Genomic DNA, 23,309 nt, shown 5'->3' with positions numbered 1-23,309 from the left:
TCTCCTCTTATTGCGTGTCGCGTGTGATCTGGACGAAGCGGCGCGTCGTCTCGGTGAGCGCCGTTTCCGCAGGCAGCCGCTCCATCGAGCTGGCGCCGTAGAAGCCGTGGCATTCGGGACAGCGCGAGAGCACATAGCGCGCGTCGTTCGGGGTGGCGATCGGGCCGCCGTGACACAGCACGATGGCATCGGGCTTGATCTTCTTCGCCGCAGCCGCCCATTGGTTGATGTGCTCCACGCAGCCGTCGAGCGTCAGCGCCGTCTCGGCGCCGATCGCGCCGCCGGTGGTCAGTCCCATGTGGCAGACCACGATGTCGGCGCCGGCCCGTGCCATGGCGCGCGCATCGTTCTCGCTGAAGACATAGGGCGTCGTCAAGAGATCGAGCTTGCGGGCGCGTTCGACCAGTTCGACTTCCAATCCGTAGCCCATGCCGGTCTCTTCGAGATTCGCGCGAAAGGTGCCGTCGATGAGGCCCACCGTTGGAAAGTTCTGGATGCCGGAGAACCCGAGCGCGATCAACCGCCGCAGGAACTCGTCGGGAATCATGAACGGATCGGTGCCGTTGACACCCGCAAGCACCGGCGTGTGCTTCACGACGGGGAGCACTTCGCGCGCCATCTCGCAGACGATCTCGTTGGCATTGCCATAAGCGAGCAGGCCAGCGAGCGAGCCGCGCCCCGCCATGCGGTAGCGCCCCGAGTTGTAGATCACGATCAGGTCGATGCCGCCGGCTTCCTCGCACTTGGCCGAAAGGCCCGTGCCGGCGCCGCCCCCGATGATCGGCCGGCCGGCCGCGATCTTTGCGCGCAGCCGTTGCAGGAGCGTGGAGCGATCGATGCGTGGCATAGGGCTGGGCTGCTCCTGGGTTCAGGCGCGAAGGGCGCTGGTGGTCGGGCGCGATACCTCGTGCCACGCGGCAGCCAGCGCATCCGCAAAGGCTTCGTCGTTGATGTGCAGCGGCAGCCGCATGAGCTTGCGGTTCCCGCCGGGCCGGAACCCCTGCTCGATGGCGGCGAACAGCGCGCGGTCTGCTTCGGGATCATGAAACGGCTGGCCGGGCCGGTCGATGGCGGACACGCCGCCTTCCGGAATGAGAAAGCGCACCGGCCCGCGCATCGCGTTGAGCTTGGCGGCGATGAATTCGCCCATGGCGCGGCATTCGTCGGGTGTGGTGCGCATCAGGGTCACCGTGGTGTTGTGCCGATAGAGCTTGCGGGCGCGAAAGCGCTCGGGCACGCTGTCCCAGGCGCCGAAGTTCACCATATCGAGCGCGCCGCACGAGCCCACGTAGGGGAGGGCATGGCGCGCGAACACGTCCATGCGCGTGGGGCCGGCGGAGAGCACGCCTCCCGCAATCTCGTCGGCGATCTCGGTGGTGGTGACATCGATGACGCCGGCCAGCAAACCGGAGTCGGCGAGCTTCTCCATCGACTGGCCTCCCACCCCTGTCGCATGGAAGACGAGGCAGTCGTGGCTGTCTTCCAGCCGCTTCGTCAGCATCTGAACGCAAGGCGTGGTGACGCCGAACATGGTGAGTCCGACCGCCGGCTTTCCGTCATTGGAGACAACGGGCGGGTGAGCGATCATGCCGGCCAGCGCGTTCGCGGCGTTGGCAAGAACGCGTTCGCTGATCCGGTTGATTCCCTGTACATCGGTGACCGAATACATCATGCAGATGTCGCTCGGGCCGACATAGGGGCGCGTGTCGCCGCTCGCCATGGTCGACACCATCATCTTCGGCACGCCGATGGGCAGCGCGCGCATGCCTTGCGTTGCCATCGAAGTGCCGCCGGAGCCGCCTGCTGAGATGATTCCACCCAGATCGCGCCGCCCTTGCACGAAGGCTTCGAAGGCGAGCGCCATTGCAGCGGTCGCGTTGCCGCGGTCGCCGCTGAAGACGGCCGATTCGCCATTGGGATGGTGGCGCGCCACTTCGCGCGGATGCACGTTGGCAGGCGAGGTCTTGCCCGAGGTCGACAGATCGACGGTGACGACCCGCAGACCGAGCCGCTCCAGGCATTGCCGCAGGAAGAGCAGCTCTCGACCCTTGGTGTCGAAGGTTCCGGCGACGTACGCGGCGCGCACGCTGCTGGCAGCGACGGGAAAGTCGAAGATCTGCGGTGCGGCGGTTTTCGGAGGCGCAGCCGGCTGGCGCTCGATGTCGGCCACCGGCGCTGCGGTGCCGCCGGCGTTCCAGCGATTGAAGCCTCTCACCGTGCGCGGCGCGAGGTCGTCGAGAGTGGGCGCGCCATCGCCATGCGTGCGGCGCACCGTGAAGACCTGCGTCGGCTCGGGGGCGCCCTGAGTCGCCAAGCCGGCACTTTCGGCAGCTTCCTCGTCGTGCCCGTTGGAACGCACGCCGAGCAGCCTTTCCTGCAAGTCGAGATCGGCCGCCAGTTCGGCTGCCGGCATCTGCTGCGCAATCCGGCCATTGACCATCACGCCGATGCGATCGGCCACCGAGATGGCGACGCCGAGGTTCTGCTCGATCAGCAGCACGGCGATGCGGCCTTCGACTGCCAGGTCGCGCAGCGATTGCGCCACCTGCTCGACGATGATCGGCGCGAGGCCTTCGGTGGGCTCGTCCATCACCAGCAGCTTGGGATTGAGCAGCAACGCGCGCCCGATGGCGAGCATCTGCTGTTCGCCACCCGAAAGTTGCGCGCCGCCGTGCCCGCGCCGTTCAGCAAGGCGGGGGAACATCGCGTAGATGCGGTCGACCTCCCGGCGCCGGCTCGCGACCAGCCGCAATGTTTCGTCGACTGACAACGACGGCCATACGCGGCGACCCTGCGGCACGTAGGCGATGCCGCGCCGCGTGATTTCGTTGGGCGCGAGGCCGAGGATCTCTTCGCCCGCCAGCCGGATGCTGCCGCGCGCCGGGACCATGCCGGTGATCGCGTTGCACAGCGTGGTCTTGCCCATGCCGTTGCGACCGACGATGCCGAGCACGCCGCGTTCGACCGACAGGCTCACACCTTGCAATGCATGGGCGTGGCCGTAATACACGTCGAGGCTGTCGATGGCGAGCACCGGCGTGTTGCCGCCCACCACGTTGTCGCCTCCGCTCTCGCGCTTGATGCCGAACCAGGCCATCAGTGACGGCTCCCCATGTAGATCGCCTGCACCTGGGCGTCGCCTTCGATTTCTTCAGGGCTGCCAGTGCGCAGCGTGCGGCCGTTGTGCATCACAGTCACCCGATCGACCACGCGCAGGGCAATCTCGAGGTCGTGCTCGATCAGTACGAAGCTCATGTGCGACGGCAGCGAGCGCAGCAGCGCGACCAGTTCGCGGCGCTCTGCCGGCGACAAGCCTGCCGCCGGTTCGTCCAGCAGGATCAGCCGTGGCGCGCCGGCCAGCGCCATGCCAATTTCGAGTTGGCGTTGCTGCCCATGCGCGAGGTTGGCGACCTTCTCTTCCGCGATGTGCGTCAGCCGCGTGCGTTCGAGCAGGTCCTGCGCGGCCCGGGTCGACGCATGCCCTTCGCGTGCCCGCAGAAAGCTGAAGCGCCCATTGGCGACGCCGCGCACGGCGAGGAAAAGGTTGTCGCGCACCGTCAGCTCCCGGAACAGAAGCGACGATTGATAAGTACGGCGCAACCCTTTGCGGATGCGCTCATAGGGCGGCAAGTCCGTGATGTCCTCGCCGAAAAAATGGATGCGACCCGCCGTCGGCGGAAAGTCGCCGGTGATCGCGTTGAACAGCGTCGTCTTGCCGGCGCCGTTGGAGCCGAGGATGGCGTACTTCTCGCCGGCTGCGACGGTGAGCGAAACATCGTCCACCGCACGCAGTGCCCCGAAGGCACGCGTCACCCCCGCGAGCCGCAAGGCATCGCCCGTCAGCAGCTGGGTGCTGCCGCCGGCATTTACGGCACCGCGTGACGCGGCCGATCGCAGGGGGGTGATCGTGGCCATTCGGGCTCAGGTCCTGCAGTCGGGTACGTCGCGCGTGCCGAGGCCCATCTTCTTGAATTCGGCTTCAGGCAGTCCCAAGGTTTGCGAGATGTCGGGCACTGTCTTCACGACTTTGTTGTAGAAGGAGCCGTCCGGTGCCTTCGTCACTTCGGTGATGTAGGTCGTGCCGACGCCGTTGCGGTTGCCGTCGATCTTCACCACACCGGCCGGCCCTTGGAAGTTGGTCTTCTGAAGCGCCTCGCGATAGGCCTTCTGTCCATTCGAGAGATCGCCCTTGACTGCATCCAGCGCATCGAGCGTCGCCTTGGTGTTGATGTAGTAGAGGTAGGCAAAGAGCGAGGGGCTCGGGAAGCCGTCCTTGAAGTTCGCCTTGTAGTCGGCCACGAACTTCTTCCACTCCGGCGTGTCGATCGAATCGGCCATCGGGCCTGCCGATGCAGTGCCCAGCAGCGACTCGCGGCGCTTGCCCTTGAAGTTGAGGACCGTCTGGTCGACCGTGATGGAGCCGCCGATCATCGGCTTGTCGCCGCCGGCTTGCTCATACTGCGTGAGGAAGTTCACCGCGTCGGAGCCGCCCAGCACCACCAGCAGCGCATCCGCCTCTTTGGGAATTTTCGCGATCACCGATGCGTAGTCCTTGGTGCCCAGCGGCACCCACGCCTTGTCGATCACCTTGCCGCCCTTGGCGCAGTAGCTGGCCATGAAGCCCTGCACCTGCGAATACGGAAAGCCGTAGTCCTCCGCAATCAGGAAGGTCTTCTTGTAGCCCTTGGAGAGCGCATGCTCGCCCAGGCCCACCATCCATTGAGCGCCTTCGGTGTTGAAGCGATAGAAGTTGGGAGCAGGGTCTGCAAGCGTCGCGCCCTGCGCACCTGAGGAGCCGTTGATGAAGGTGATGTTGGGCTGCGTCTTCGCGTAGTTCTTGACCGCGATGCCTTCGTCGCCCGACAGCGGGCCGATCATGATCTGCACCTTGTCCTGCTCCACGGCCTTGCGGGTGGAGTTCACGGCCTTGTCCGGCGTGGCGTCGGATGAGACCTTGACGAACTCGATCTTCTTGCCGCCCGCCATGCCGTTCTTCTGCTTGAGCGCGAGGTCCGCGCCACGCATGCCGTCCTGCCCGGGCGCTGCGAACGGGCCCTCCAGCGATGCGAGGAGCCCGATTTTCACGGTCTCCTGCGCGTATGAAATTCCGGTCACTGCAATCAGCGCCGCCGCGGCGACGATGCTGCGCCCGAACATTCTTCTGCCTTTGCTCATGTCTCGCTCCTGGTTGTCATTGATGAATGCGGCTCCGGCCGCGCTGGGTGAAAAGGCGGGCCAGGCGTGTGCGGCTCTGCCACAAGCCCAGAAGCCCGTCGGGGGAAAACAGGACGATCGCGAGGAAGACGCCGCCGATCACGAGATTGAAGCGTTCGCGATCGACGAGGTCGATGGCGAAGTTCTGCAGCAGCACGAAGACAATCGCACCGACGAAGGCACCGATCGGGTGCTTCATGCCGCCGAGCACGGCAATGATGAGGATGTTGATCATCGCGCCGGTACCGATGGTGCCGGGCGAGATGCGGCCGTTGTACCAGACCATCAGCACCCCGCCGACCGCAGCCAGGAGCCCCGCGACGGCATACGCGGCGACTCGGTGCGCGGTGACGTTGTAGCCCAGCGCCGCCATGCGGCGCGGGTTGTCTCGAATACCTTGCAGCGCAATGCCGAAGGGCGCGCGAATCAGATACTTGACCCAGAAGTAGCCCGCGAGCGTGCAGGCCAGCACCAGGAAGTAGAAGGGGACCGGCTCGTGCAGGTCCAGCCCGAACACGGTCGGCGGCCCGAGCTTGCTGAAGCCCTGGAAGCCGTTGAACATCGTGTAGTTCTGCTGCGCGAGATAGAAGAAGGCGACGCCGACCGCGAGCGTGATCATGATCGTGTAGATGCCTTCGGTGCGCACCGAAAGCCACCCGATGCCGGCCGCGAAGATCGTGGCCAGCGCAACGGCAATCACGAGTGCCAGCCACCATGGCCAGCCGAGGCTGATCGCGATGTTGCTGCTGCTGCCGAAGATCGCAAGCATGTAGGCCGCGAAGCCCGCGATCGTCATCTGTGCGAGCGAGACCATTCCGCCATAGCCGCCCAGGAAGGTGAGCGACAGTGCGATGAGCCCGAGTGCGAGCGATTGCGCGCCGATCTGGAAGGTGAAGAAAGGCGAAGCAACGAAGGGATAGACGAGCACAAAGGCCAGCACCACCACGTGATACCAGTGCACCGCCCGCCACGCGGAACGCCAGCGCTGAGATGGCGCGCTTGTGGCCAGGCCCGTGGCGGTCGGCGCCGTTGCAACCGGATGAAGCCTACCCGTCTCACCACCGCGCCGCGCGACGCCAGCCGCCGCAGCCGATGAGTTCATGGCCCGTCGCCATTGCGCTGCGCTCATTACGTAACCTCCGTGCTGCGCACTGCGGTGCGAGCTTGCTTGGGGCGGCCCGGCGCGGCGCTCATGCGTTTCTCCCCATCAGCCCGCGCGGCTTGAACGCCAGGGCGACCACCATGATCACGAAGGTGAACACCACGCTGTACGTCGGCGCGTACGCCAGCCCGAATTGCTCTGCCAAGCCAATGAGCAGTGCGCCAATCGCCGCACCGACCACGCTGCCCATGCCGCCGACGATCACCACCACCAGGGATGCGAGCAGGTAACGCGTGTCCTCTCCTGGCGAGATTGAAAGCGCGGTGCCGCCGACCACGCCGGCGAGCCCGGCCAGCCCCGCACCGATGGCAAAGGTCAGCGCAAACACGCGTTGGACGTTCACGCCCGATGCCGCGAGCATCCCGCGGTCATCCACACCGGCGCGGATCATCATGCCGATGCGCGTGCGTGCCAGCAGCAGCCACAGGCCGACGCCGATCACGATGGAAGCCAGCAGCACCATCAGCCGATAGGTCGGGAATTTGTTCACCAGCGGCAGCGTGGTCGAACCGTAGATCCAGGCGGGAGGATCGAAGGTGTAGATCTCCGCGCCCCAGATCCAGAGCGCGACGTCGGCCATCACGATCGAAAGGCCGATGGTCACCAGCGTCTGCCGCAAGTCCTGGCCCTGCATGTGCCGGAAGATCAGCACCTGCATCAGCAGCCCCAGCACCGCTGCCGAGAGAAAGCCGGCAACGACCGCGAGCACCCAGGAGCCCGTGTGTTCGCCGACGACCCATCCGACGTAGGCACCGATCAGATAGAGCGAGCCATGCGCCAGATTGACGTTGCGCATCAGCCCGAACACGAGCGTGAAGCCGCTCGCGACCAGAAAGTAGAGTGAAGCCAGCGTGAGCCCGTTGAGCAATGTCTTGAAGAAGAGCGATGCGTTGTCCGTGACCGCCCAGACTGCGAACACGGCGACCGGGATGCCGAACACGAGCAACGGCACCCACTGGCTGCGTTTCATGCGGCGCGCTCCCACAGGCGCTGCGCGCTGAACTCCGGCGCCTTGGCGAACTCCCCGTCCTTCATCACGGCCAGGATGCGCTTTGGGTCACGCAGGATCGAGAGATTGGCGAGCGGATCGCCATCCACCAGCAGCATGTCGGCGAGGTAGCCGTCCTGGATTGTGCCGAGTTCGTTGCCGCGCATCATGATCTGCCCGCCGTAGAGTGTGGCCGAGCGGATTGCCTCCATCGGCGTGAAGCCGAGATACTTGACGAAGAACTCCATGTCGCGCGCGTTCTGGCAATGGGGCGTGAAGGCAAATCCGTAGTCGCCGCCCGGGAGGATGCGCACGCCGCGCCGGTGCATGGCCTTGAGCGACTCGATGGCGGCATCCCATTCGATCTGGTAGCCCATTGCGCAGGCCTTCTCGTAGGTGATGCCGTAGGCCTCGGCTTCGTGCAGCATCGCGTAGATGATGGCAATGCCAGGTGCGACGAAGACGCGGTCCTTCGCGGCTTCGAGCATGTCGAGCGTTTCCTCGTCCGTGAAGCTTGCGTGATAGATCACGTCGATGCCGTGCCGCAGCGCCTGCTTGACCGATGCGGCTGAGCGCGCGTGCGCCGTGCCGCGCTTTCCGCGCACGCGCACTTCGGTCATGGCCGCATCGACCTCGGCGTCGCTCATCCAGGTGGTCTCGGCCGGCGAATCCGGCGTGAAGTTGTCGCCCGAGAGATTGAGCTTGATCGAGTCGACACCGTACTTGAGGAACATCCGCACCACCTTGCGCATCTCGTCCGCGGAGTTGACGTTGACACCGAAACTGAACTCAGGAAAGGGCAGATGCGGCAAGGTCTCGTCGCCCAGTCCGCCGGGCACTGTGATCTCCTGGCTGGCCGCAAGATAGCGCGGCCCCGGAATCTGGCCGGCAGCGATGGCGTTGCGGATCACCACATCCAAGCGAGGCTTGGCGCAGGCGGCGCCCACGCAGGACGTGAAGCCCGCCTGCAGATATCGACTGGCGACTTTGGCGCACCACAGCACGTGCTCTTCGAGCGGCATGCGCTGGATGGCGGAGAGGGTGGCCGCGTCATTCCACGAAAAGTGCGTGTGCGCCTCGCACATGCCCGGCATCAGCGTGGCGCCCGCGGCGTCGACGACCATCGCACCACTGGGTGCGATCGGTGCCGTGCTGCGCCCCACCTGGCGGATGCGATTTCCACGCACCAGCACGCTGCCGTTGAAGGGGTTCTGCCCCGTGCCGTCGATGATTCGAACGTTAGTGAAGACGACGTCAGCCATGATCTTCTCCTGTGTTCAAGCAGTTGCCCAGCGCGTGGTGTGCGAGCGTCGCACGGGCGGAGCGCGATGAAACTCACCATCTTTCATCACGGCCAGGATGCGCGCCTTGTCCTGCAGCACCGTGATGTCCGCAAGCGGGTCGCCGTCGATGAGGAGGATGTCCGCGAGATAGCCTTCGCGGATGTAGCCGAGCACTTTGCCCATGCGCATCATCGGACCGCCCCATGCGGTGGCTGACAGCAGCGCTTCCATGGTGCTCATGCCCACATACTTGACGAAGTACTCCAGGTCCTTCGCGTTGGTGCCGTGCGGTGTCCACGCAAAGCCATAGTCGCCGCCCGGCAGGATGCGGATGCCGCGCTTGCGCATCGCGCGCATGCTTTCGACCGCTGCTTCGAGTTCCCGGTGATAGCCCATCTTGCGGGTGACTTCGGGCGTGAGGCCCCATTCGCTCGCGTGATGGCAGGTGTTGATGAGCCATGCCAATCCTGGCGCGATGAAGTGCTCGAACTTGTGCGCTTCAAGCATGTCGAGCGCTTCCTCGTCGGTGAAGCTCGCGTGGTAGATGACTTCAATGCCCTGCTTGACGCACTGCTTGATCGACCATGTGGAGCGCGCATGCGCCGCGACGCGCCGACCCCATGCCTTGGCCTCCTGCACGCAGACGGCGATCTCCTCTTCGGTGAACTGGCTCATCTCGCTGGGCATGCCGGTGATCGATTCGCCCGACAAATTGATCTTGAGCGAATCGACGCCGTACTTGACGAACATGCGCACGCAGCGCCGCATCTCCTCGACCCCACTGACCACTGCGCCGAATGCGAATTCGGGCTGCGGCAGGTGCGGCTGCGTGGTGTCGCCCAAGCCACCAGGGACGGTGATCTCCTGGCTCGCGGCCAGGTAGCGCGGGCCGATGATGGTGCCGTCGGCAATCGCGTTGCGGATCACGACATCCAGGCGCGGCTTGGCGGTCGCTGCGCCGACGCAACTGGTCCAGCCCATGTCGAGATAGCGCTTGGCGACTTCGGCGCACCACAGGATGTGTTCCTCAGGCGGCATGCGCTGGATTGCATCCAGGCTAGGCTGGTCGTTCCATGAGAAATGCGTGTGGGCCTCGACCATGCCGGGCATCAGGAAGGCGCCCGCGCCATCGATCACGCGCGCTCCGGTGACCGGCGCGGATTGCATGCCATAGCCGGTCCGCACGACACGTGCGATACGGTTGCCCTGCACCAGCACATCCCCGGTGAAGGGCGCTTCGCCGCCCCCATCGAAGATGCGCACATTGGTGAACATCACATCGGCCATGTTCAGGTCCTCGCTTGTGCCGCCAAGAAGTCGCGCAACTCGCGCTGGCATTCCTCATGGCGTTCGATGGGTGTCCAGTGGCCGCAGCGCGGCAGCACTACCACGCGCTTGCTGGCTGCACGGTGCAGCTTGTCGGCCATGGCCCTGACGGATTGCGGCGGTGCGACGCCGTCTTCGTCCCCGGTCACCAGCAGCACGGGCGCTTCGATGCGCTCGACCGCCGCCGCCTGCGCGCCTGCCAGAGCCTCGCAACTGCGCGCGTAGGCTTCGCCGTCCTGGCGCATCAGGCTTTCGCGCACGAAGGCGACGGCGACGGGAAGGCGCTCGCGCGTGTCGGCGGAGATCGCGCCCTGCAGCAATGCCTGGGTGATCTCCTGCATGCCGGCCGCGCCTTCGCGTGCCTTCAAGGCGCGAGCCTTCATTGCGGTGCGTGCGGCATCGGGTGGTGCGATCAGCGGACCGAAGAGCGCGATGCTCGCCACCTTCCCGGGATGATCGGCTGCGATGTGCTGGCAGACGATGGTGCCCATCGAATGTCCGATCCAGTGGGCACGGGAGACACCGAGCCGCTCGCAGAGGCGCAACAGCGTTTCGACATAGCGCTCGATCGTCAGCTCGCCCTCGGCACGCTGCGAGCGCCCGCTGCCGGGCAGGTCCACGCGAATCACACGGTGCCGGGCCATCGCGGGCATCAGCGGCGTGAAGGTGTTGCCGCTGCCGCCCAGGCCGTGTACGCAGACGATGGCGGGGCCTTCACCTTCTTCCTCGACTGCGATTCGATCGATCAGTTGAAATGCCATGGCTTACTCGAATCTGTTTTCAATGACGCCAATGCCGTCGATTTCGATGCGCACCACGTCGCCCGATTTCAACCAACGTGGTGGATCGAGGCCCATGCCGACGCCGGCAGGGGTGCCCGTGGCGATCACGTCGCCGGGATAGAGCGTGATCCCGCGCGAGCAGGTTTCGATGAGCGTGGGGATGTCGAAGATCATGTCCTTCGTCAATCCGTCCTGCCGCAGTTCGCCGTTGACCCAGCCTCGCACCCGGGTCGCGCGGCCGTCGACTTGATCCGCGGTCACGATCCATGGGCCCATCGGACAGAAGTCGTCGAAGCTCTTGCCCAGGTCCCATTGCTGGTGACGCATCTGCACGTCGCGTGCCGTCACGTCATTGACGAGGGTGTAGCCGAACACGTGATCCATGGCGCGGGATCGTGCGATGTCGCGCCCACCGCGGCCGATCACGACGGCGAGCTCGGATTCGTAGTCGACCTGCACGGTGGTGGAAGGCGAGGGCAGCCGCACTGCATCGCGAGGCCCGATCACGCATTCACCGAGCTTGCCGAAGACGATCGGCCAGGGATCGCTCGCGGGCATCGATTCGCGGAAGACTGTGCCGGCAAGCTCCTTCGCATGCGCCCGGTAGTTGCGTCCGACGCAGAACAGGCTGCGCAAGGGGCGTGGCAGTGGGGCGCGCAGCGTGATGACCTCGATCGGCAGACGCGTGCCCGACGGCAGCGGGAGCGGTTCGCCGCGGTCCAGCGCCTGGATGAGCGGCAAGACGCCCGCGGAAGCATCGCGCACCGCAAGCGGCGCGGCTTCGCGACCGTCGGCCGAGATCGTGCCGACGTGCTCGCGTCCACCCCAACTCCAGCTGGCCAAGCGCATGCCGTTGTCTCCGGGTTGTCTCGCGTTGCTCAAGCCTTGCGCTCTTTGCCGCGAAGATCAGGGAACCTGCGTTTTTGAGACTTGCGTCTCAAAACGGGATCGGTGCATCATACGATCCGTCCTCGGACACACACAAGCCAAGTCAGGCCCCCTAGAACCCGTATAAACCCCATGGCTCGCCTGAAACACAAGCTGAGTGAACCCCCCGTCCCGCCGGAACGCGGCGTCAAGGCCGCTACCTTCAAGTTGCTGCTCGGCGCAGCGATGGACATCATCCAGCAGAGCGGACACATTCCTTCGGTCGCGGAAGCGGCAGCGCGCTCGAAAGTGTCGCGCGCCACGGCCTACCGTTACTTCCCGAGCCGCAGCGCGCTGGTCACCGCCGTGATCGACAGTTCGCTCGGGCCGGTCAGAAAGCTGGCTTCGGACATCCCGACCGGGCGCGAGCGCGTCCACGAACTCTTCCTGCAGACTTTTCCACGCTTCAAGGAATTCGAGGCGCAGTTGCGTGCTGCCGCGCAGCTCTCGCTGGAGCAGTGGGGGTTGGAGCGCGCCGGCCTTCTTGAAGAAGAACCCTACCGGCGAGGCCATCGCGTGCGCATCCTCGAACATGCGATTGCGCCGCTTGCACCGCAGTTGCGCCCGGCCGTGAGAGACAGGCTGCATCGCGCGCTGTCAGTGGTCTATGGCATCGAGCCTTATGTGATCCTGAAGGACATCTGGGGGCTGCGCGACCGCGAGGTCGAGCGCACTGCGCTGTGGATGGCCGATGCGCTGATCGACGCCGCGTTGCGCGAGTCCGCGCAGAAGGCGCCGCCGCGAGTCGTGCGTTCCAATGGCGCGGCCGGTGCGGCCCGCTCGGCTGTGGCAGCAAAGCGGAACGGCGTTTCTGGCCGAAGTCCCGCCGTAAAAAAGCCGAAGTCGCCACGCGGGTCGTCACGCGGCCAAGCGAGGATCGCCGAATGACCGTCAGGCCTGTGCAAGCGCCTGCAACTCTTCTTCGGTAAAGCCGGCGCGGGCGCGCGCATCCATGTTGAACGGCGCCTTCAGACGCGGCGCCTCGTGCCGGCGATAGAGCAGGCGATAGTGCAAGACCGGATCGAGCGCATCGCGTGTGCACAGCCAGCGGTACCAGCGATTGCCGATTGCCACATGCCCTACCTCGTCGCGCAGGATGATGTCGAGGATGGCGCACGCCTCCAACGCATCAGGCGTGTTGACGCGGCGCAGCTTGGCCTGGATCAACGGCGTCGCGTCGAGGCCGCGGGCTTCGAGCGTACGCGGTACCAGGGCCATGCGCGCGACCACATCGTCCTTGGTCTTCTCGCACATGTTCCAGAGGCCGTCATGGCCGCTGAAGTCGCCGTAGCTGTAGCCCATGCCACGCAGGTGATCGTGCAGCAGTGTGAAATGCTGTGCTTCCTCGTCGGCCACCCGCAGCCAGTCGCTGTAGTAGGCCTCGGGCATGCCGTCGTAGCGCCACGCGGCATCGAGCGCGAGATTGATCGCGTTGAACTCGATGTGGCAGATCGAGTGGATCAGCGCGGCGCGGCCTTCGGGCGTGAAGGGCGAGCGCTTTTCGACGGCGGTGGCGGACACGCGCAGCGGTCGCTCCGGACGGCCGGGGACGCCGGCTTCGTCACCGGGCTGTCGCACGGGCGTGGCGAGGGCGTGAGCGCCTGGCGCACCGAGTTGCGCGAAGACCGCGCGCGCAGCCCCCACCTTCTGTTCGGGATCGGTCAGGCGAAGCGCTGCCAGAGCGCGAAGGCGGGGGTGCATCCCTACAATTCTAGTTTTTGACCTTGGAGACTCCGCGATGGCCTTGTATGAACTCGACGGCGTGGCGCCGCAGCTTGGCGAAGGCGCCTGGGTCGCCGACAGCGCGCAGGTGATCGGCAATGTCGTGCTCGCGGAAAACGCGAGCGTCTGGTTCGGCGCGGTGCTGCGCGGGGACACCGAATCGCTCAGCATCGGTCGCAACAGCAATGTGCAGGACCTGTCGGTGCTCCATGCCGACCACGGCTGCCCGCTGACCATCGGCGAAAACGTCACAGTCGGCCATCAGGTCATGCTGCACGGCTGCACCATCGGCGACAACTCGCTGGTCGGGATTCAGGCGGTGATCTTGAATAACGCCAGGATCGGCCGCAATTCGATCGTTGGCGCCGGCAGTGTCGTGACCGAGGGCAAGGAATTCCCGGACAACTCGCTCATCATCGGCTCGCCCGCCAAGGTGGTTCGCACGCTCGACGATGCGGCTGCCGCCAAGCTGCGGCAGAGCGCCGAGCACTATGTGGAAAACGGCCGTCGCTTTGCGAAGGGCCTCAAGAAAATCGCCTGAAGCGGCGGGAGAGCGAGTTCCAATTGAGCGAGTTGCACAAGTTCCTGTTCGACGGCCTGCCGGTGCGCGGGATGATCGTGCGCCTGACGGATGCCTGGCAGGAAATCCTGGCGCGCCGCGCGTCCAATACGGCGACAGGCGCGTATCCCGCGCCCGTGGCTGAGCTCCTCGGCGAGATGACGGCCGCGGCCACGCTGATGCAGTCCAACATCAAGTTCAACGGCGCGTTGATCCTGCAGATCTTCGGTGACGGCCCGGTCAAGATCGCCGTCGCGGAGGTCAAGCCGGATCTCAGCCTGCGCGCCACCGCCAAGGTGACTGGCGAGCTGTCCGCCGACGCACGGCTCCCTGACATGGTCAACGTGCACAGCAAGGGGCGATGCGCGATCACGCTCGACCCCAAGGACAAGCTCCCGGGCCAGCAGGCGTACCAGGGTGTGGTGCCGCTCGTCGGTGACGAGGGTCAGAAGCTCGATCGCCTGAGCGACGTGCTGCAGCACTACATGTTGCAGAGCGAACAGCTCGACACCACGCTCGTGCTGGCGGCCGACGACAAGGTGGCGGCGGGCTTGCTGATCCAGCGCCTGCCCGTCAAGGGCGAGGCCAATCTCGAAGGCACCGCGAAGGGCAATCAGGACCAGGCCCAGCAGGACCAGATCGGTTTCAACGAGGACTACAACCGGATTTCGATCCTTGCTTCGAGCCTCACGCGCGACGAACTGCTGACGCTGGACGTCGACACCATTCTTCGCCGCCTGTTCTGGGAAGAAAAGGTCCTGCGCTTTGAGCCGCAATCCGGAATGCTGGGGCCGCATTTTGCGTGCACCTGCGGACGTGCCCGCGTGGAGGGAATGATCCGCGGGCTCGGTCAAGAAGAGGCCGAGAGCATCCTCGCCGAGCGCGGCGACATCGAGGTCGGTTGCGACTTCTGCGGCAAGCAATACCGTTTCGATGCGGTCGATGCCGCGCAGATCTTCACGGCGCCGGGCGACCAGATGCCCGGCACGGCCATCGTGCAGTAGATCAGTCGCGCGGCGATGCCTCGAATCCGCTGAAGCGGATGTCGGGTGCGCTGGTGTTGTGACGCGATGGAATCGTTCGTCCGAAGCGGACTTGTGCGGCCTGCAGCGTCGTGACCTGCTGCAGTGGCGTCTTCTGCGGTTCGGCCGACCGGCTTGCTTGCCATTCGATGTCGCTCATGTCGGCGTTGTCGGCCGCCACATACATCGATCGCAGCACCGCGAATGGCCGCGTGGCCTGCGTCGGCGGTTGAAGTGCCACGTCGAGCGCGGTGCGCTTCTGGCTGATCTCGGCAACCTTGACCACCGCGCTGCCGCCATCCGCGAAACGAAGGTGAATCGACAAGGGCTGCGGCTGGATCGTGATCGAGGCGATGTTCACCACCGGGCGGCCATCTTGCGCCACCGGCCCCATCAGGAAAGACGATCCGTACACGCCATCGCCAAATCCGGGCAGCGGCAGCGGCTTGAGGCGCCAGTAGCCGTCGGCGGGATAGAGCACCAGCGCCTCCATCGGTTTGCTACCGTGACCTTTTGCTTTGCCTTTGGCGAAGATCTGGATCAGGTGGAAATCGTCGCCCGAGTGCGCACCCACCTTGACCGGCACCCGGTTGGGGCGCCAGAAGGTCGGCAGGGTCATTCCGACGATCGTCCATTGCTTGCCGTCGTGAAGCACGACGCGACGCTGCTTGAATGCGAAGCTTGGATCCGTCGGATGCGCGCCGCCGTCGAAGTTGCAGCCGGAGAAATCCGGTGCGGTGACGTCACCCTTGATCGAATTGATATACGCCGGCTGCAGCGCTTCGACCCGGAATCGCCGGATGCCTTCGCCCCGAAGCGTCAGGGAGACGTTGTCTTCCTCGGCGCAGGCCGTGGGGCGCGTCTGGTTTTCGACGATGACGCTGGCTGGCGCCGCCCAGGCTGCCCCGAAGGAACAAGCCAGAGTGATGAGAAAGCCGGCGGCGGCAAAGGCTCTGGAGTGCAACGAACTTGCCATCTGGTCTTTGATCGTGAATGAGGTGTGGACCCGGGGTGCGCCGTGAACTCTAAGAGCGCTTGGCCAGGAGATCGCGAAACAGCCGGTGTTCGCAAGCCGGATCGGAGCATTTGTCGCAAGGCCAGAACCAGGGCCTCTCGCCGTTCGCCGATCGGCCTGAGGTGGACGATACGCCCGCCGATTCGGCACGGGAATTGATCGCGTTCCATGCGCTGGCAAGACGCTCCGGGCCGCGGCCGTGGATGACGGCGAAAGGTGAGCCAAAGCGCGTGAGGGCGGCTCGCAACAGGGCATCGGTCCTTTGCGCTCGATTATTCGTCGCGGGCTCTTCCCGGCGTGGCAAGTCGAGCGCCATCAGCAGCGTGACGGCATAGCCGCGGTGTGCGGCCAGTGCCAGTTGATACAGGGAGTTCTCGTTCGAGGGGCCCGACCGCTCCGATCGCACTTCGCCTTCGACCGCCGTGGTCAGGGCGGTGGTGTCCGCGACGACCACGCCCTGTTCAGCCGCCGATGCGATGCGAAACGCTTGTTCGGCGGCCATTTCGGCCCGCTCGATATCGTCCGGTTCACGCGCGAGGCGCGTCCGCCATTCGAGCGAAACGTCGGGCACGAGTTCGGCGGCGATGCCGCGCTGCACGAGGCGCGCGGTGAGAGCACTTGCGAGCTGGGTCTTGCCGGTGCCTTGCGCACCCAGAACCGCGATGACACAGCCAATGGGGAGAGCGGGCGTCACGTTGCCGCCGAGCTTGAAGCCATTCAGTGCGTGATCTGCACGAACACTTCGTTGGGCTTGACCATGCCCAACTCCTGGCGGGCGCGCTCTTCGACCATTTCCAGCCCCTCCTTGAGATCGTTGACTTCGTTCGCCAGCCGCTCATTGGCGAGCGCGGCGCGGGCGTTGGCCTCTTTTTGCTGGGTCAGCTTCTCTTGAAGTTGCGCCACGTCGCGGACGCTGCCGCGCCCGGTCCAAAGCTGCCATTGAACAATCAGCAGCAACAGGACAAGGATGATCGGGACGATGCGTGAGCGCATGGGAATGGCCGGTACGCCTTCAGGCGGACTTCACCGACCCCAGGGCCGCTGGATCAGTGATCCTGGGGGCGGGCTTCATTTCAGGTTGTAGAAGGCCGCACGGCCGGGGTAGCTCGCGACGTCGCCGAGGTCTTCCTCGATGCGCAGCAACTGGTTGTACTTGGCGATGCGGTCCGAGCGCGACAGCGAACCCGTCTTGATCTGACCGGCGTTGGTGCCGACTGCGATGTCCGCGATGGTGCTGTCTTCGGTTTCGCCCGAGCGGTGGCTGATGACCGCGGTGTAGCCCGCGCGCTTGGCCATTTCGATGGCGGCGAAAGTTTCGGTCAGCGTGCCGATCTGGTTGATCTTGATCAGGATCGAATTGGCGATGCCCTTGTCGATGCCTTCTTGCAGGATCTTCGTGTTGGTCACGAAGAGATCGTCGCCGACCAGCTGCACGCGCTTGCCGAGGCGCTCGGTCAGGTGCTTCCAGCCGTCCCAATCGCCTTCGTGCATGCCGTCTTCGATGCTGATGATCGGGTACTTGTCGACCCAGGTCGCCAGCATGTCGGTCCAGCTTTCGGCGGAGAGGCTGAGGTTTTCGCCGGAGAGGACGTACTTGCCGTCCTTGTAGAACTCGCTGGCGGCGCAGTCCAGGCCCAGGGCAATCTGTTCGCCGGCCGTGTAGCCGGCCTTGTCGATGGCTTCGAGGATCAGCTGGATCGCCGCTTCGTGGCTTTCGACGCTCGGCGCGAATCCGCCTTCGTCGCCCACCGCCGTGCTGATGCCGCGGTCGCCGAGGATCTTCTTGAGCGCGTGGAACACTTCGGCGCCGTAGCGCACGGCCTCGCGGAAGCTTGTCGCGCCCACGGGGATGATCATGAACTCCTGCAGGTCGAGACTGTTGTTGGCATGCGCGCCGCCGTTGATGACGTTCATCATCGGCACCGGCAACTGCATGCCGCCCATGCCGCCGAAGTAGCGGTAGAGGGGCAGGCCCGACTCTTCGGCAGCCGCACGGGCCACGGCCATCGACACGGCCAGCGTGGCGTTCGCGCCCAGGCGGGCCTTGTTGTCCGTACCGTCCAGGTCGTTCAGCGTGCGGTCCAGGAAAGCCTGTTCGCTGGCGTCCAGGCCGAGCACCGATTCCGAAATCTCGGTGTTGATGTTCTCGACTGCCTTGAGCACGCCCTTGCCGAGATAGCGGCTCTTGTCGCCGTCACGCAGTTCGATCGCTTCGCGCGACCCGGTCGAAGCGCCCGAAGGGACGGCCGCGCGGCCCATGGTGCCCGATTCGAGCAACACGTCGCATTCGACGGTGGGGTTGCCGCGGCTGTCGAGGATTTCGCGCCCGACGATGTCTACGATTGCACTCATTGTTCTCTTGCTCCGAAAAAAACCTTGTAATCACTCAGCGATCAAAACATGCACAGTCTCATCCCAGGGATACCGCAGAACCGGCTTCGCCGGGCTGCTGGTATCGCCCCCTGAAAGGGGGTGGGCGGCTACACGAAGTGAGCCAACCTGGGGGTCAGCTTATTAAATACCTTCGACGACGATCATTCGCATGACCGCGGCACCCTGGCGCGAAGCACGCGCCTTGCTGTATTCGGGCGAATCATTGAATTTCTTCGCGGCCTCCACGTTGGGAAACTTGAGGATCACGATGCGCTCGGGATGCCAGTCGCCTTCAAGCACTTCGACCTTGCCGCCGCGCACGCAGACTTCGGCACCATACGCCTTCATGGCTTCCGAGGACCACTTCTTGTAATCCTCGTACTGCGCGGGATTGGTGACCTGGACGCTGGCGATGATGTAGGCGCTCATGCTTGAAAAGTATCCTCGAGGAATGGGTTCTTCTTGGTAACGGTGTCGAGCGCGACCAGCGTTTCGAGCAGCGCCTTCATGTGCTTGAGAGGCACGGCGTTGGGGCCGTCGCTCAGTGCCTTGGCAGGGTCTGGATGGGTTTCCATGAACAGGCCTGCCACGCCCACCGCCACTGCGGCACGCGACAGCACGGGCACCATCTCGCGTTGTCCGCCGGAAGTGGTTCCCTGGCCGCCGGGCAACTGCACGGAGTGCGTGGCATCGAAGACCACCGGGGCGCCGGTCTCGCGCATGATCGCGAGCGAGCGCATATCGGAAACGAGGTTGTTGTAGCCGAAGCTCGCACCCCGCTCGCATGCCATGAAGAGGTCTTCGGGCAAGCCCTTTTCCTTGGCCGCCGCACGCGCCTTGTCGATCACGTTCTTCATGTCGTGGGGCGCGAGGAACTGGCCCTTCTTGATGTTCACCGGCTTGCCCGATTGCGCCGCGGCGCGGATGAAGTCGGTCTGGCGGCACAGGAACGCGGGGGTCTGGAGCACGTCGACCACTGCGGCCGCAGCAGTGATGTCGTCTTCGGTGTGCACGTCCGTCAGCACCGGCAGGCCCAGTTCGCGCTTGACCTTCGCGAGGATCTCAAGACCGCGCTCCCGGCCCGGACCGCGAAAGCTCGTGCCCGACGAGCGATTGGCCTTGTCGAAGCTGCTCTTGAAGATGAAGGGGATGCCCAGCGAGGCCGTGATTTCCTTCAGCGTGCCGGCGGTGTCCATCTGAAGCTGCTCGGACTCGACCACGCACGGGCCCGCGATCAGGAAAAACCTTCTATCCAGCCCGATGTCGAACCCGCAAAGCTTCATGCCACCACCTTCAAAGCCTTCTTGTCCGCATTCTGGTGTTCCAGCGCTGCCTTGATGAACGCGTTGAACAACGGATGGCCGCTCCATGGTGTGGACTTGAATTCGGGGTGGAATTGCACACCCATGAACCACGGATGCACGCCTTGCGGCAGTTCGACGATTTCAGTCAGGTGCTCGCGCTGGGTGAGGGCCGAGATCACCAGGCCGGCACGGCGCAATTCGTCGAGGTAGTTGACGTTGGCTTCGTAGCGATGGCGGTGGCGCTCGGTCACGACGTCGCCGTAGATGCTGTGCGCTAAGGTGCCGGGCGCCACGTCGGAGCTCTGCGCGCCGAGGCGCATCGTGCCGCCGAGATCGGACTTCTCGTTGCGGACCTTGACGGTGCCGTCCGCGTCCTTCCATTCGGTGATCAGCGCGATCACGGGGCAGGGCGTGTCGGGCTCGAATTCGGTGCTGTTGGCGTTCTTGAGGCCGGCCACGTTGCGGGCATATTCGATCGTCGCCACCTGCATGCCGAGGCAGATGCCCAGGTACGGAACCTTGGTTTCGCGTGCGAAACGCGCGGCGGCAATCTTGCCTTCGACGCCGCGCTGGCCGAATCCGCCGGGCACCAGGATCGCGTCGTACTTGGCGAGCCGCGCAACGTCCTGCGGCGTGATGGTTTCGGAGTCGACGTAGTCGATCTTCACGCGCGCATGGTTCTTCATGCCCGCATGGCGCAGCGCTTCATTCAGCGACTTGTAGCTGTCGGAGAGGTCCACGTATTTGCCGACCATTGCAATGGTGACTTCCTTCTGCGGATGCTCGACCTCATACACGAGGTCGTCCCAGCGCTTGAGCTTGGCCGGCGGCGTGTTGATGCGCAGCTTGTCGCAGATGAGGCCGTCCAGACCCTGCTCGTGAAGCATGCGCGGCACCTTGTAGATGGTGTCCACGTCCCACATCGAGATCACGCCCCATTCGGGCACGTTCGAGAAGAGCGAGATCTTGGCGCGCTCGTCGTCGGGAATGGGCCGGTCGGCGCGGCACAGCAGGGCGTCGGCCTGGATGCCGATTTCGCGCAGCTTCTGCGCGGTGTGCTGGGTTGGCTTGGTCTTGAGTTCGCCGGCGGCGGCGATCCAGGGCACGTAGCTCAGGTGCACGAAAGCCGAATTGTTCGGTCCCATGCGCAGGCTCATCTGGCGCACGGCTTCGAGGAAGGGCAGGGATTCGATGTCGCCGACCGTGCCGCCGATCTCGACGATCGCGACGTCGACTTCATGGGCGGTACCGATACCGGCGCCGCGCTTGACGTATTCCTGGATTTCGTTGGTGATGTGCGGAATGACCTGCACCGTCTTGCCGAGATAGTCTCCGCGACGCTCTTTTTCGAGCACGGTCTTGTAGATCTGGCCGGTGGTGAAGTTGTTGGCGCGCCGCATGCGGGTCGTGATGAAGCGCTCGTAGTGGCCGAGGTCGAGGTCGGTTTCCGCCCCGTCGTCCGTGACGAACACTTCGCCATGCTGGAACGGCGACATCGTGCCCGGGTCGACGTTGATGTACGGATCGAGCTTGATGAGGGTGACTTGGAGGCCGCGCGATTCAAGAAGGGCGGCGAGCGAGGCGGAAGCGATTCCCTTGCCCAGGGAAGACACCACGCCACCGGTGACGAAGACAAATTTGGTCATGCCAGCTCCGGATGCAGATCCGGGAAGTGGGAAATGGGGATTGTATAGGCTCCCCCCCAGGCTTCGCGCACTGCGTGTCGCTGCGCCTACCCCCTGCCGGGGGCGGGCCGGCCGCTTCGGGCGGCCGCGCGCGGCGGCCCTCGCGAACACCCAGTGCGGCGCGCGTGGGCGGCATTAAACTGCTTTGATGCAACAAGAACTTGCGGGCAAACACATCGTTTTGGGACTGACGGGGGGGATCGCCTGCTACAAGTCGGCCGAGCTGTGCCGGCTGCTGGTGAAGGCGGGCGCGACCGTGCAGGTGGTGATGACGGAAGCGGCGACGCAGTTCATCACGCCGGTCACTATGCAGGCGCTGTCGGGGCGGCCTGTATACACCTCGCAGTGGGATGCGCGCGAGCTCAACAACATGCCGCACATCAACTTGAGCCGCGAGGCGGATGCCATCGTGCTGGCGCCCGCGAGCGCGGATTTCATCGCGCGGCTAGTGCAGGGGCGCTCGGATGAACTGTTGAGCCTGATGTGCCTCGCGCGGCCGATGGATCGCGTGCCGCTCTTGATCGCGCCGGCGATGAACCGCGAGATGTGGGGCCATCCGGCGACGCAGCGCAATCTCCGCCAGGTGGACGCCGATGGTGCGCGTGTGCTGGGGGTCGGAAACGGCTGGCAGGCGTGCGGCGAAACGGGCGATGGACGCATGCTGGAGGCCGAGCAGCTCTTCGAAGAAATCGTCGCGCAGTTCCAGCCCAAGGTGCTCTCGGGCCAGCGCGTGGTCGTCACCGCCGGGCCGACTTTCGAGGCACTCGATCCGATCCGCGGCATCACCAATCATTCGTCCGGAAAAATGGGCTTCGCCATCGCACGGGCAGCACGCGATGCCGGCGCCCAAGTCACCTTGGTGGCCGGACCGGTCCATCTGCCGACGCCGCGCGGCGTGCAGCGTGTCGACGTCAAATCCGCGCAGGAAATGCTCGAAGCGACTCTCCGCTCCGTGGCGACGGCATCGGTCTTTGTTGCGACCGCGGCGGTGGCCGATTGGCGTCCGGCTTCTCACAGCGCGCAGAAGATCAAGAAGGACGGCAGCGGCAAGCCGCCCGTCCTGCACTTCGTCGAGAACGAGGACATCCTCTTGACGGTCGCGCAGGGCAAACGAGCCAAGGGTGGCGAACTCTTCTGCGTCGGCTTTGCGGCGGAGAGTGAGAACCTCCTCGAGCACGCCAAGGCCAAGCGAGAGCGCAAGGGCATTCCGCTGCTGGTGGGCAACATCGGTCCGCTGACCTTCGGGCAGGACGACAACAGCCTCCTGCTGGTCGACGCGAATGGTGTCCGTGAACTGCCGAGGGCGCCCAAATTGACGCTGGCGCGCGAGCTGGTGGTGGAGATCGCCTCGCGGCTCCCCGCCTATGCCGCCGCCGGCAAGAATCCGTAGATCAACCCATCCCAACCCATCCGAAAGCCAAAGGCATCTTCAGTGAAAGTCGACGTTCGCATCCTCGATCCCCGCATGCAGGACCAACTGCCAGCCTACGCAACCCCGGGCAGTGCCGGGCTGGACCTCCGGGCTTGCCTGGATGCGCCCATCACCCTTGAGCCGAACGGCTGGCAGCTGGTGGGAACCGGCATCGCGATCCATCTCGCCGACCCGGGCTTTGCCGCGATGATCCTGCCGCGCTCCGGGCTCGGTCACAAGCACGGCATCGTGCTGGGCAACCTCGTGGGCCTGATCGACAGTGACTACCAGGGCGAACTCAAGATCAGCGCCTGGAACCGCAGCGACACGCCCTTTGTCCTGCAGCCGATGGAGCGGCTGGCGCAACTCGTGATCGTGCCAGTGGTGCAGGCGCAATTCAACGTCGTCGGCGAGTTTCCGCCCAGCGAACGTGGCGAGGGCGGTTACGGCTCGACCGGTAAACACTGATCGCTTTTGTAGGCAGCCACTCGCACTGCCTTGAACACGTTTCCCACGCGTAAAGACAGGAACCCGAT

At 64.9% G+C, this 23,309-nt stretch carries 23 protein-coding genes and 1 pseudogene; 5 read left to right on the top strand and 19 right to left on the bottom strand.

Annotated features, from left to right (window positions below; translation table 11 throughout):
* Positions 1 to 7 precede the first annotated feature (7 nt).
* From AC1DEK_RS03805 to AC1DEK_RS03755, 11 genes and pseudogenes are all read right to left on the bottom strand, one after another.
* Positions 8 to 847 carry a phosphoenolpyruvate hydrolase family protein gene (locus tag AC1DEK_RS03805; RefSeq protein ID WP_478123847.1) on the bottom strand — a complete coding sequence of 280 codons (840 nt, stop codon included), beginning with the start codon at positions 845 to 847 and terminating at the stop codon, positions 8 to 10.
* A 21-nt stretch (positions 848 to 868) separates the two neighbouring features.
* A complete protein-coding gene (locus tag AC1DEK_RS03800; protein WP_478123995.1) occupies positions 869 to 2,086 on the bottom strand; it encodes a Tm-1-like ATP-binding domain-containing protein in 1,218 nt (405 codons plus the stop codon).
* A gap of 501 nt (positions 2,087 to 2,587) precedes the next feature.
* Positions 2,588 to 3,097 (bottom strand): annotated as a pseudogene (locus AC1DEK_RS03795) (ABC transporter ATP-binding protein); the annotation flags it as partial.
* A complete protein-coding gene (locus AC1DEK_RS03790; RefSeq protein ID WP_478123846.1) occupies positions 3,097 to 3,915 on the bottom strand; it encodes an ABC transporter ATP-binding protein in 819 nt (272 codons plus the stop codon). The gene AC1DEK_RS03790 and the pseudogene AC1DEK_RS03795, both read right to left, overlap by 1 nt.
* 6 nt (positions 3,916 to 3,921) lie before the next feature.
* Positions 3,922 to 5,175 carry an ABC transporter substrate-binding protein gene (locus AC1DEK_RS03785; protein WP_478123845.1) on the bottom strand — a complete coding sequence of 418 codons (1,254 nt, stop codon included), beginning with the start codon at positions 5,173 to 5,175 and terminating at the stop codon, positions 3,922 to 3,924.
* A gap of 16 nt (positions 5,176 to 5,191) precedes the next feature.
* Positions 5,192 to 6,316, bottom strand: coding sequence for a branched-chain amino acid ABC transporter permease (locus tag AC1DEK_RS03780; protein WP_478123844.1), 1,125 nt, complete (start codon positions 6,314 to 6,316; stop codon positions 5,192 to 5,194).
* Between the two features lie 88 nt (positions 6,317 to 6,404).
* The gene (locus AC1DEK_RS03775) at positions 6,405 to 7,346 is read right to left on the bottom strand and encodes a branched-chain amino acid ABC transporter permease (RefSeq protein WP_478123843.1); all 942 of its coding nucleotides are present in this window, start codon (positions 7,344 to 7,346) and stop codon (positions 6,405 to 6,407) included.
* The gene (locus tag AC1DEK_RS03770; protein WP_478123842.1) at positions 7,343 to 8,626 is read right to left on the bottom strand and encodes a metal-dependent hydrolase family protein; all 1,284 of its coding nucleotides are present in this window, start codon (positions 8,624 to 8,626) and stop codon (positions 7,343 to 7,345) included. Before AC1DEK_RS03770 ends, AC1DEK_RS03775 begins: the two co-directional genes overlap by 4 nt.
* A 15-nt stretch (positions 8,627 to 8,641) precedes the next feature.
* The gene (locus AC1DEK_RS03765) at positions 8,642 to 9,934 is read right to left on the bottom strand and encodes a metal-dependent hydrolase family protein (protein ID WP_478123841.1); all 1,293 of its coding nucleotides are present in this window, start codon (positions 9,932 to 9,934) and stop codon (positions 8,642 to 8,644) included.
* Between the two features lie 2 nt (positions 9,935 to 9,936).
* Entirely contained in the window at positions 9,937 to 10,734 is a 798-nt protein-coding gene (locus AC1DEK_RS03760) for an alpha/beta fold hydrolase (RefSeq protein ID WP_478123840.1), read from the bottom strand.
* A 3-nt stretch (positions 10,735 to 10,737) separates the two neighbouring features.
* On the bottom strand, positions 10,738 to 11,604 hold the full coding sequence (locus AC1DEK_RS03755; RefSeq protein WP_478123994.1) for a fumarylacetoacetate hydrolase family protein: 867 nt from the start codon (positions 11,602 to 11,604) through the stop codon (positions 10,738 to 10,740).
* Positions 11,605 to 11,775: 171 nt separating this feature from the next.
* Between AC1DEK_RS03755 and AC1DEK_RS03750 the strand changes: the two genes are divergently transcribed.
* On the top strand, positions 11,776 to 12,570 hold the full coding sequence (locus AC1DEK_RS03750) for a TetR/AcrR family transcriptional regulator (protein ID WP_478123839.1): 795 nt from the start codon (positions 11,776 to 11,778) through the stop codon (positions 12,568 to 12,570).
* A 3-nt stretch (positions 12,571 to 12,573) separates the two neighbouring features.
* Here AC1DEK_RS03750 and AC1DEK_RS03745 read toward each other — a convergent pair whose 3' ends face one another.
* Positions 12,574 to 13,383, bottom strand: a complete 810-nt coding sequence (locus AC1DEK_RS03745; protein ID WP_478123838.1) for a ferritin-like domain-containing protein — start codon at positions 13,381 to 13,383, stop codon at positions 12,574 to 12,576.
* 37 nt (positions 13,384 to 13,420) lie between these two features.
* Here AC1DEK_RS03745 and AC1DEK_RS03740 point away from each other — a divergent pair, with 37 nt between their 5' ends.
* Both AC1DEK_RS03740 and hslO read left to right on the top strand, forming a co-directional pair.
* Entirely contained in the window at positions 13,421 to 13,945 is a 525-nt protein-coding gene (locus tag AC1DEK_RS03740) for a gamma carbonic anhydrase family protein (protein ID WP_478123837.1), read from the top strand.
* 23 nt (positions 13,946 to 13,968) lie between these two features.
* Positions 13,969 to 14,967, top strand: a complete 999-nt coding sequence (gene hslO, locus AC1DEK_RS03735; protein WP_478123836.1) for an Hsp33 family molecular chaperone HslO — start codon at positions 13,969 to 13,971, stop codon at positions 14,965 to 14,967.
* Position 14,968: 1 nt separating this feature from the next.
* Here the strand turns inward: hslO and AC1DEK_RS03730 are convergent, their stop codons facing one another.
* The 7 genes from AC1DEK_RS03730 to AC1DEK_RS03700 all read right to left on the bottom strand — a co-directional run bounded on the left by AC1DEK_RS03730 (position 14,969) and on the right by AC1DEK_RS03700 (position 21,323).
* On the bottom strand, positions 14,969 to 15,961 hold the full coding sequence (locus AC1DEK_RS03730) for a hypothetical protein (protein ID WP_478123835.1): 993 nt from the start codon (positions 15,959 to 15,961) through the stop codon (positions 14,969 to 14,971).
* A gap of 49 nt (positions 15,962 to 16,010) precedes the next feature.
* The gene (locus AC1DEK_RS03725) at positions 16,011 to 16,694 is read right to left on the bottom strand and encodes an AAA family ATPase (RefSeq protein WP_478123834.1); all 684 of its coding nucleotides are present in this window, start codon (positions 16,692 to 16,694) and stop codon (positions 16,011 to 16,013) included.
* A gap of 23 nt (positions 16,695 to 16,717) precedes the next feature.
* Positions 16,718 to 16,993, bottom strand: a complete 276-nt coding sequence (gene ftsB, locus AC1DEK_RS03720) for a cell division protein FtsB (RefSeq protein ID WP_478123833.1) — start codon at positions 16,991 to 16,993, stop codon at positions 16,718 to 16,720.
* Between the two features lie 75 nt (positions 16,994 to 17,068).
* Positions 17,069 to 18,352 carry a phosphopyruvate hydratase gene (eno, locus tag AC1DEK_RS03715; protein ID WP_478123832.1) on the bottom strand — a complete coding sequence of 428 codons (1,284 nt, stop codon included), beginning with the start codon at positions 18,350 to 18,352 and terminating at the stop codon, positions 17,069 to 17,071.
* Between the two features lie 162 nt (positions 18,353 to 18,514).
* On the bottom strand, positions 18,515 to 18,802 hold the full coding sequence (locus AC1DEK_RS03710) for a DUF1330 domain-containing protein (RefSeq protein ID WP_478123831.1): 288 nt from the start codon (positions 18,800 to 18,802) through the stop codon (positions 18,515 to 18,517).
* Positions 18,799 to 19,656 (bottom strand): 3-deoxy-8-phosphooctulonate synthase, encoded by an 858-nt coding sequence (kdsA, locus tag AC1DEK_RS03705; RefSeq protein ID WP_478123830.1) that lies wholly within the window; start codon positions 19,654 to 19,656, stop codon positions 18,799 to 18,801. The genes AC1DEK_RS03710 and kdsA overlap by 4 nt, the downstream gene beginning before the upstream one ends.
* Positions 19,653 to 21,323, bottom strand: a complete 1,671-nt coding sequence (locus AC1DEK_RS03700; protein ID WP_478123829.1) for a CTP synthase — start codon at positions 21,321 to 21,323, stop codon at positions 19,653 to 19,655. The genes kdsA and AC1DEK_RS03700 overlap by 4 nt, the downstream gene beginning before the upstream one ends.
* Positions 21,324 to 21,510: 187 nt before the next feature.
* Between AC1DEK_RS03700 and coaBC the strand changes: the two genes are divergently transcribed.
* Together coaBC and dut are read left to right on the top strand one after the other, a co-directional pair.
* Positions 21,511 to 22,752, top strand: coding sequence for a bifunctional phosphopantothenoylcysteine decarboxylase/phosphopantothenate--cysteine ligase CoaBC (gene coaBC / locus AC1DEK_RS03695; RefSeq protein WP_478123828.1), 1,242 nt, complete (start codon positions 21,511 to 21,513; stop codon positions 22,750 to 22,752).
* A 42-nt stretch (positions 22,753 to 22,794) separates the two neighbouring features.
* Positions 22,795 to 23,241 (top strand): dUTP diphosphatase, encoded by a 447-nt coding sequence (dut, locus tag AC1DEK_RS03690; protein ID WP_478123827.1) that lies wholly within the window; start codon positions 22,795 to 22,797, stop codon positions 23,239 to 23,241.
* The last annotated feature ends 68 nt before the right edge of the window (positions 23,242 to 23,309 follow it).

The organism is Variovorax sp. 10N420 (assembly GCF_056394705.1).
Note: the sequence above shows the minus strand (reverse complement) of the source record. Positions and strands in the feature narration are given on the sequence as shown.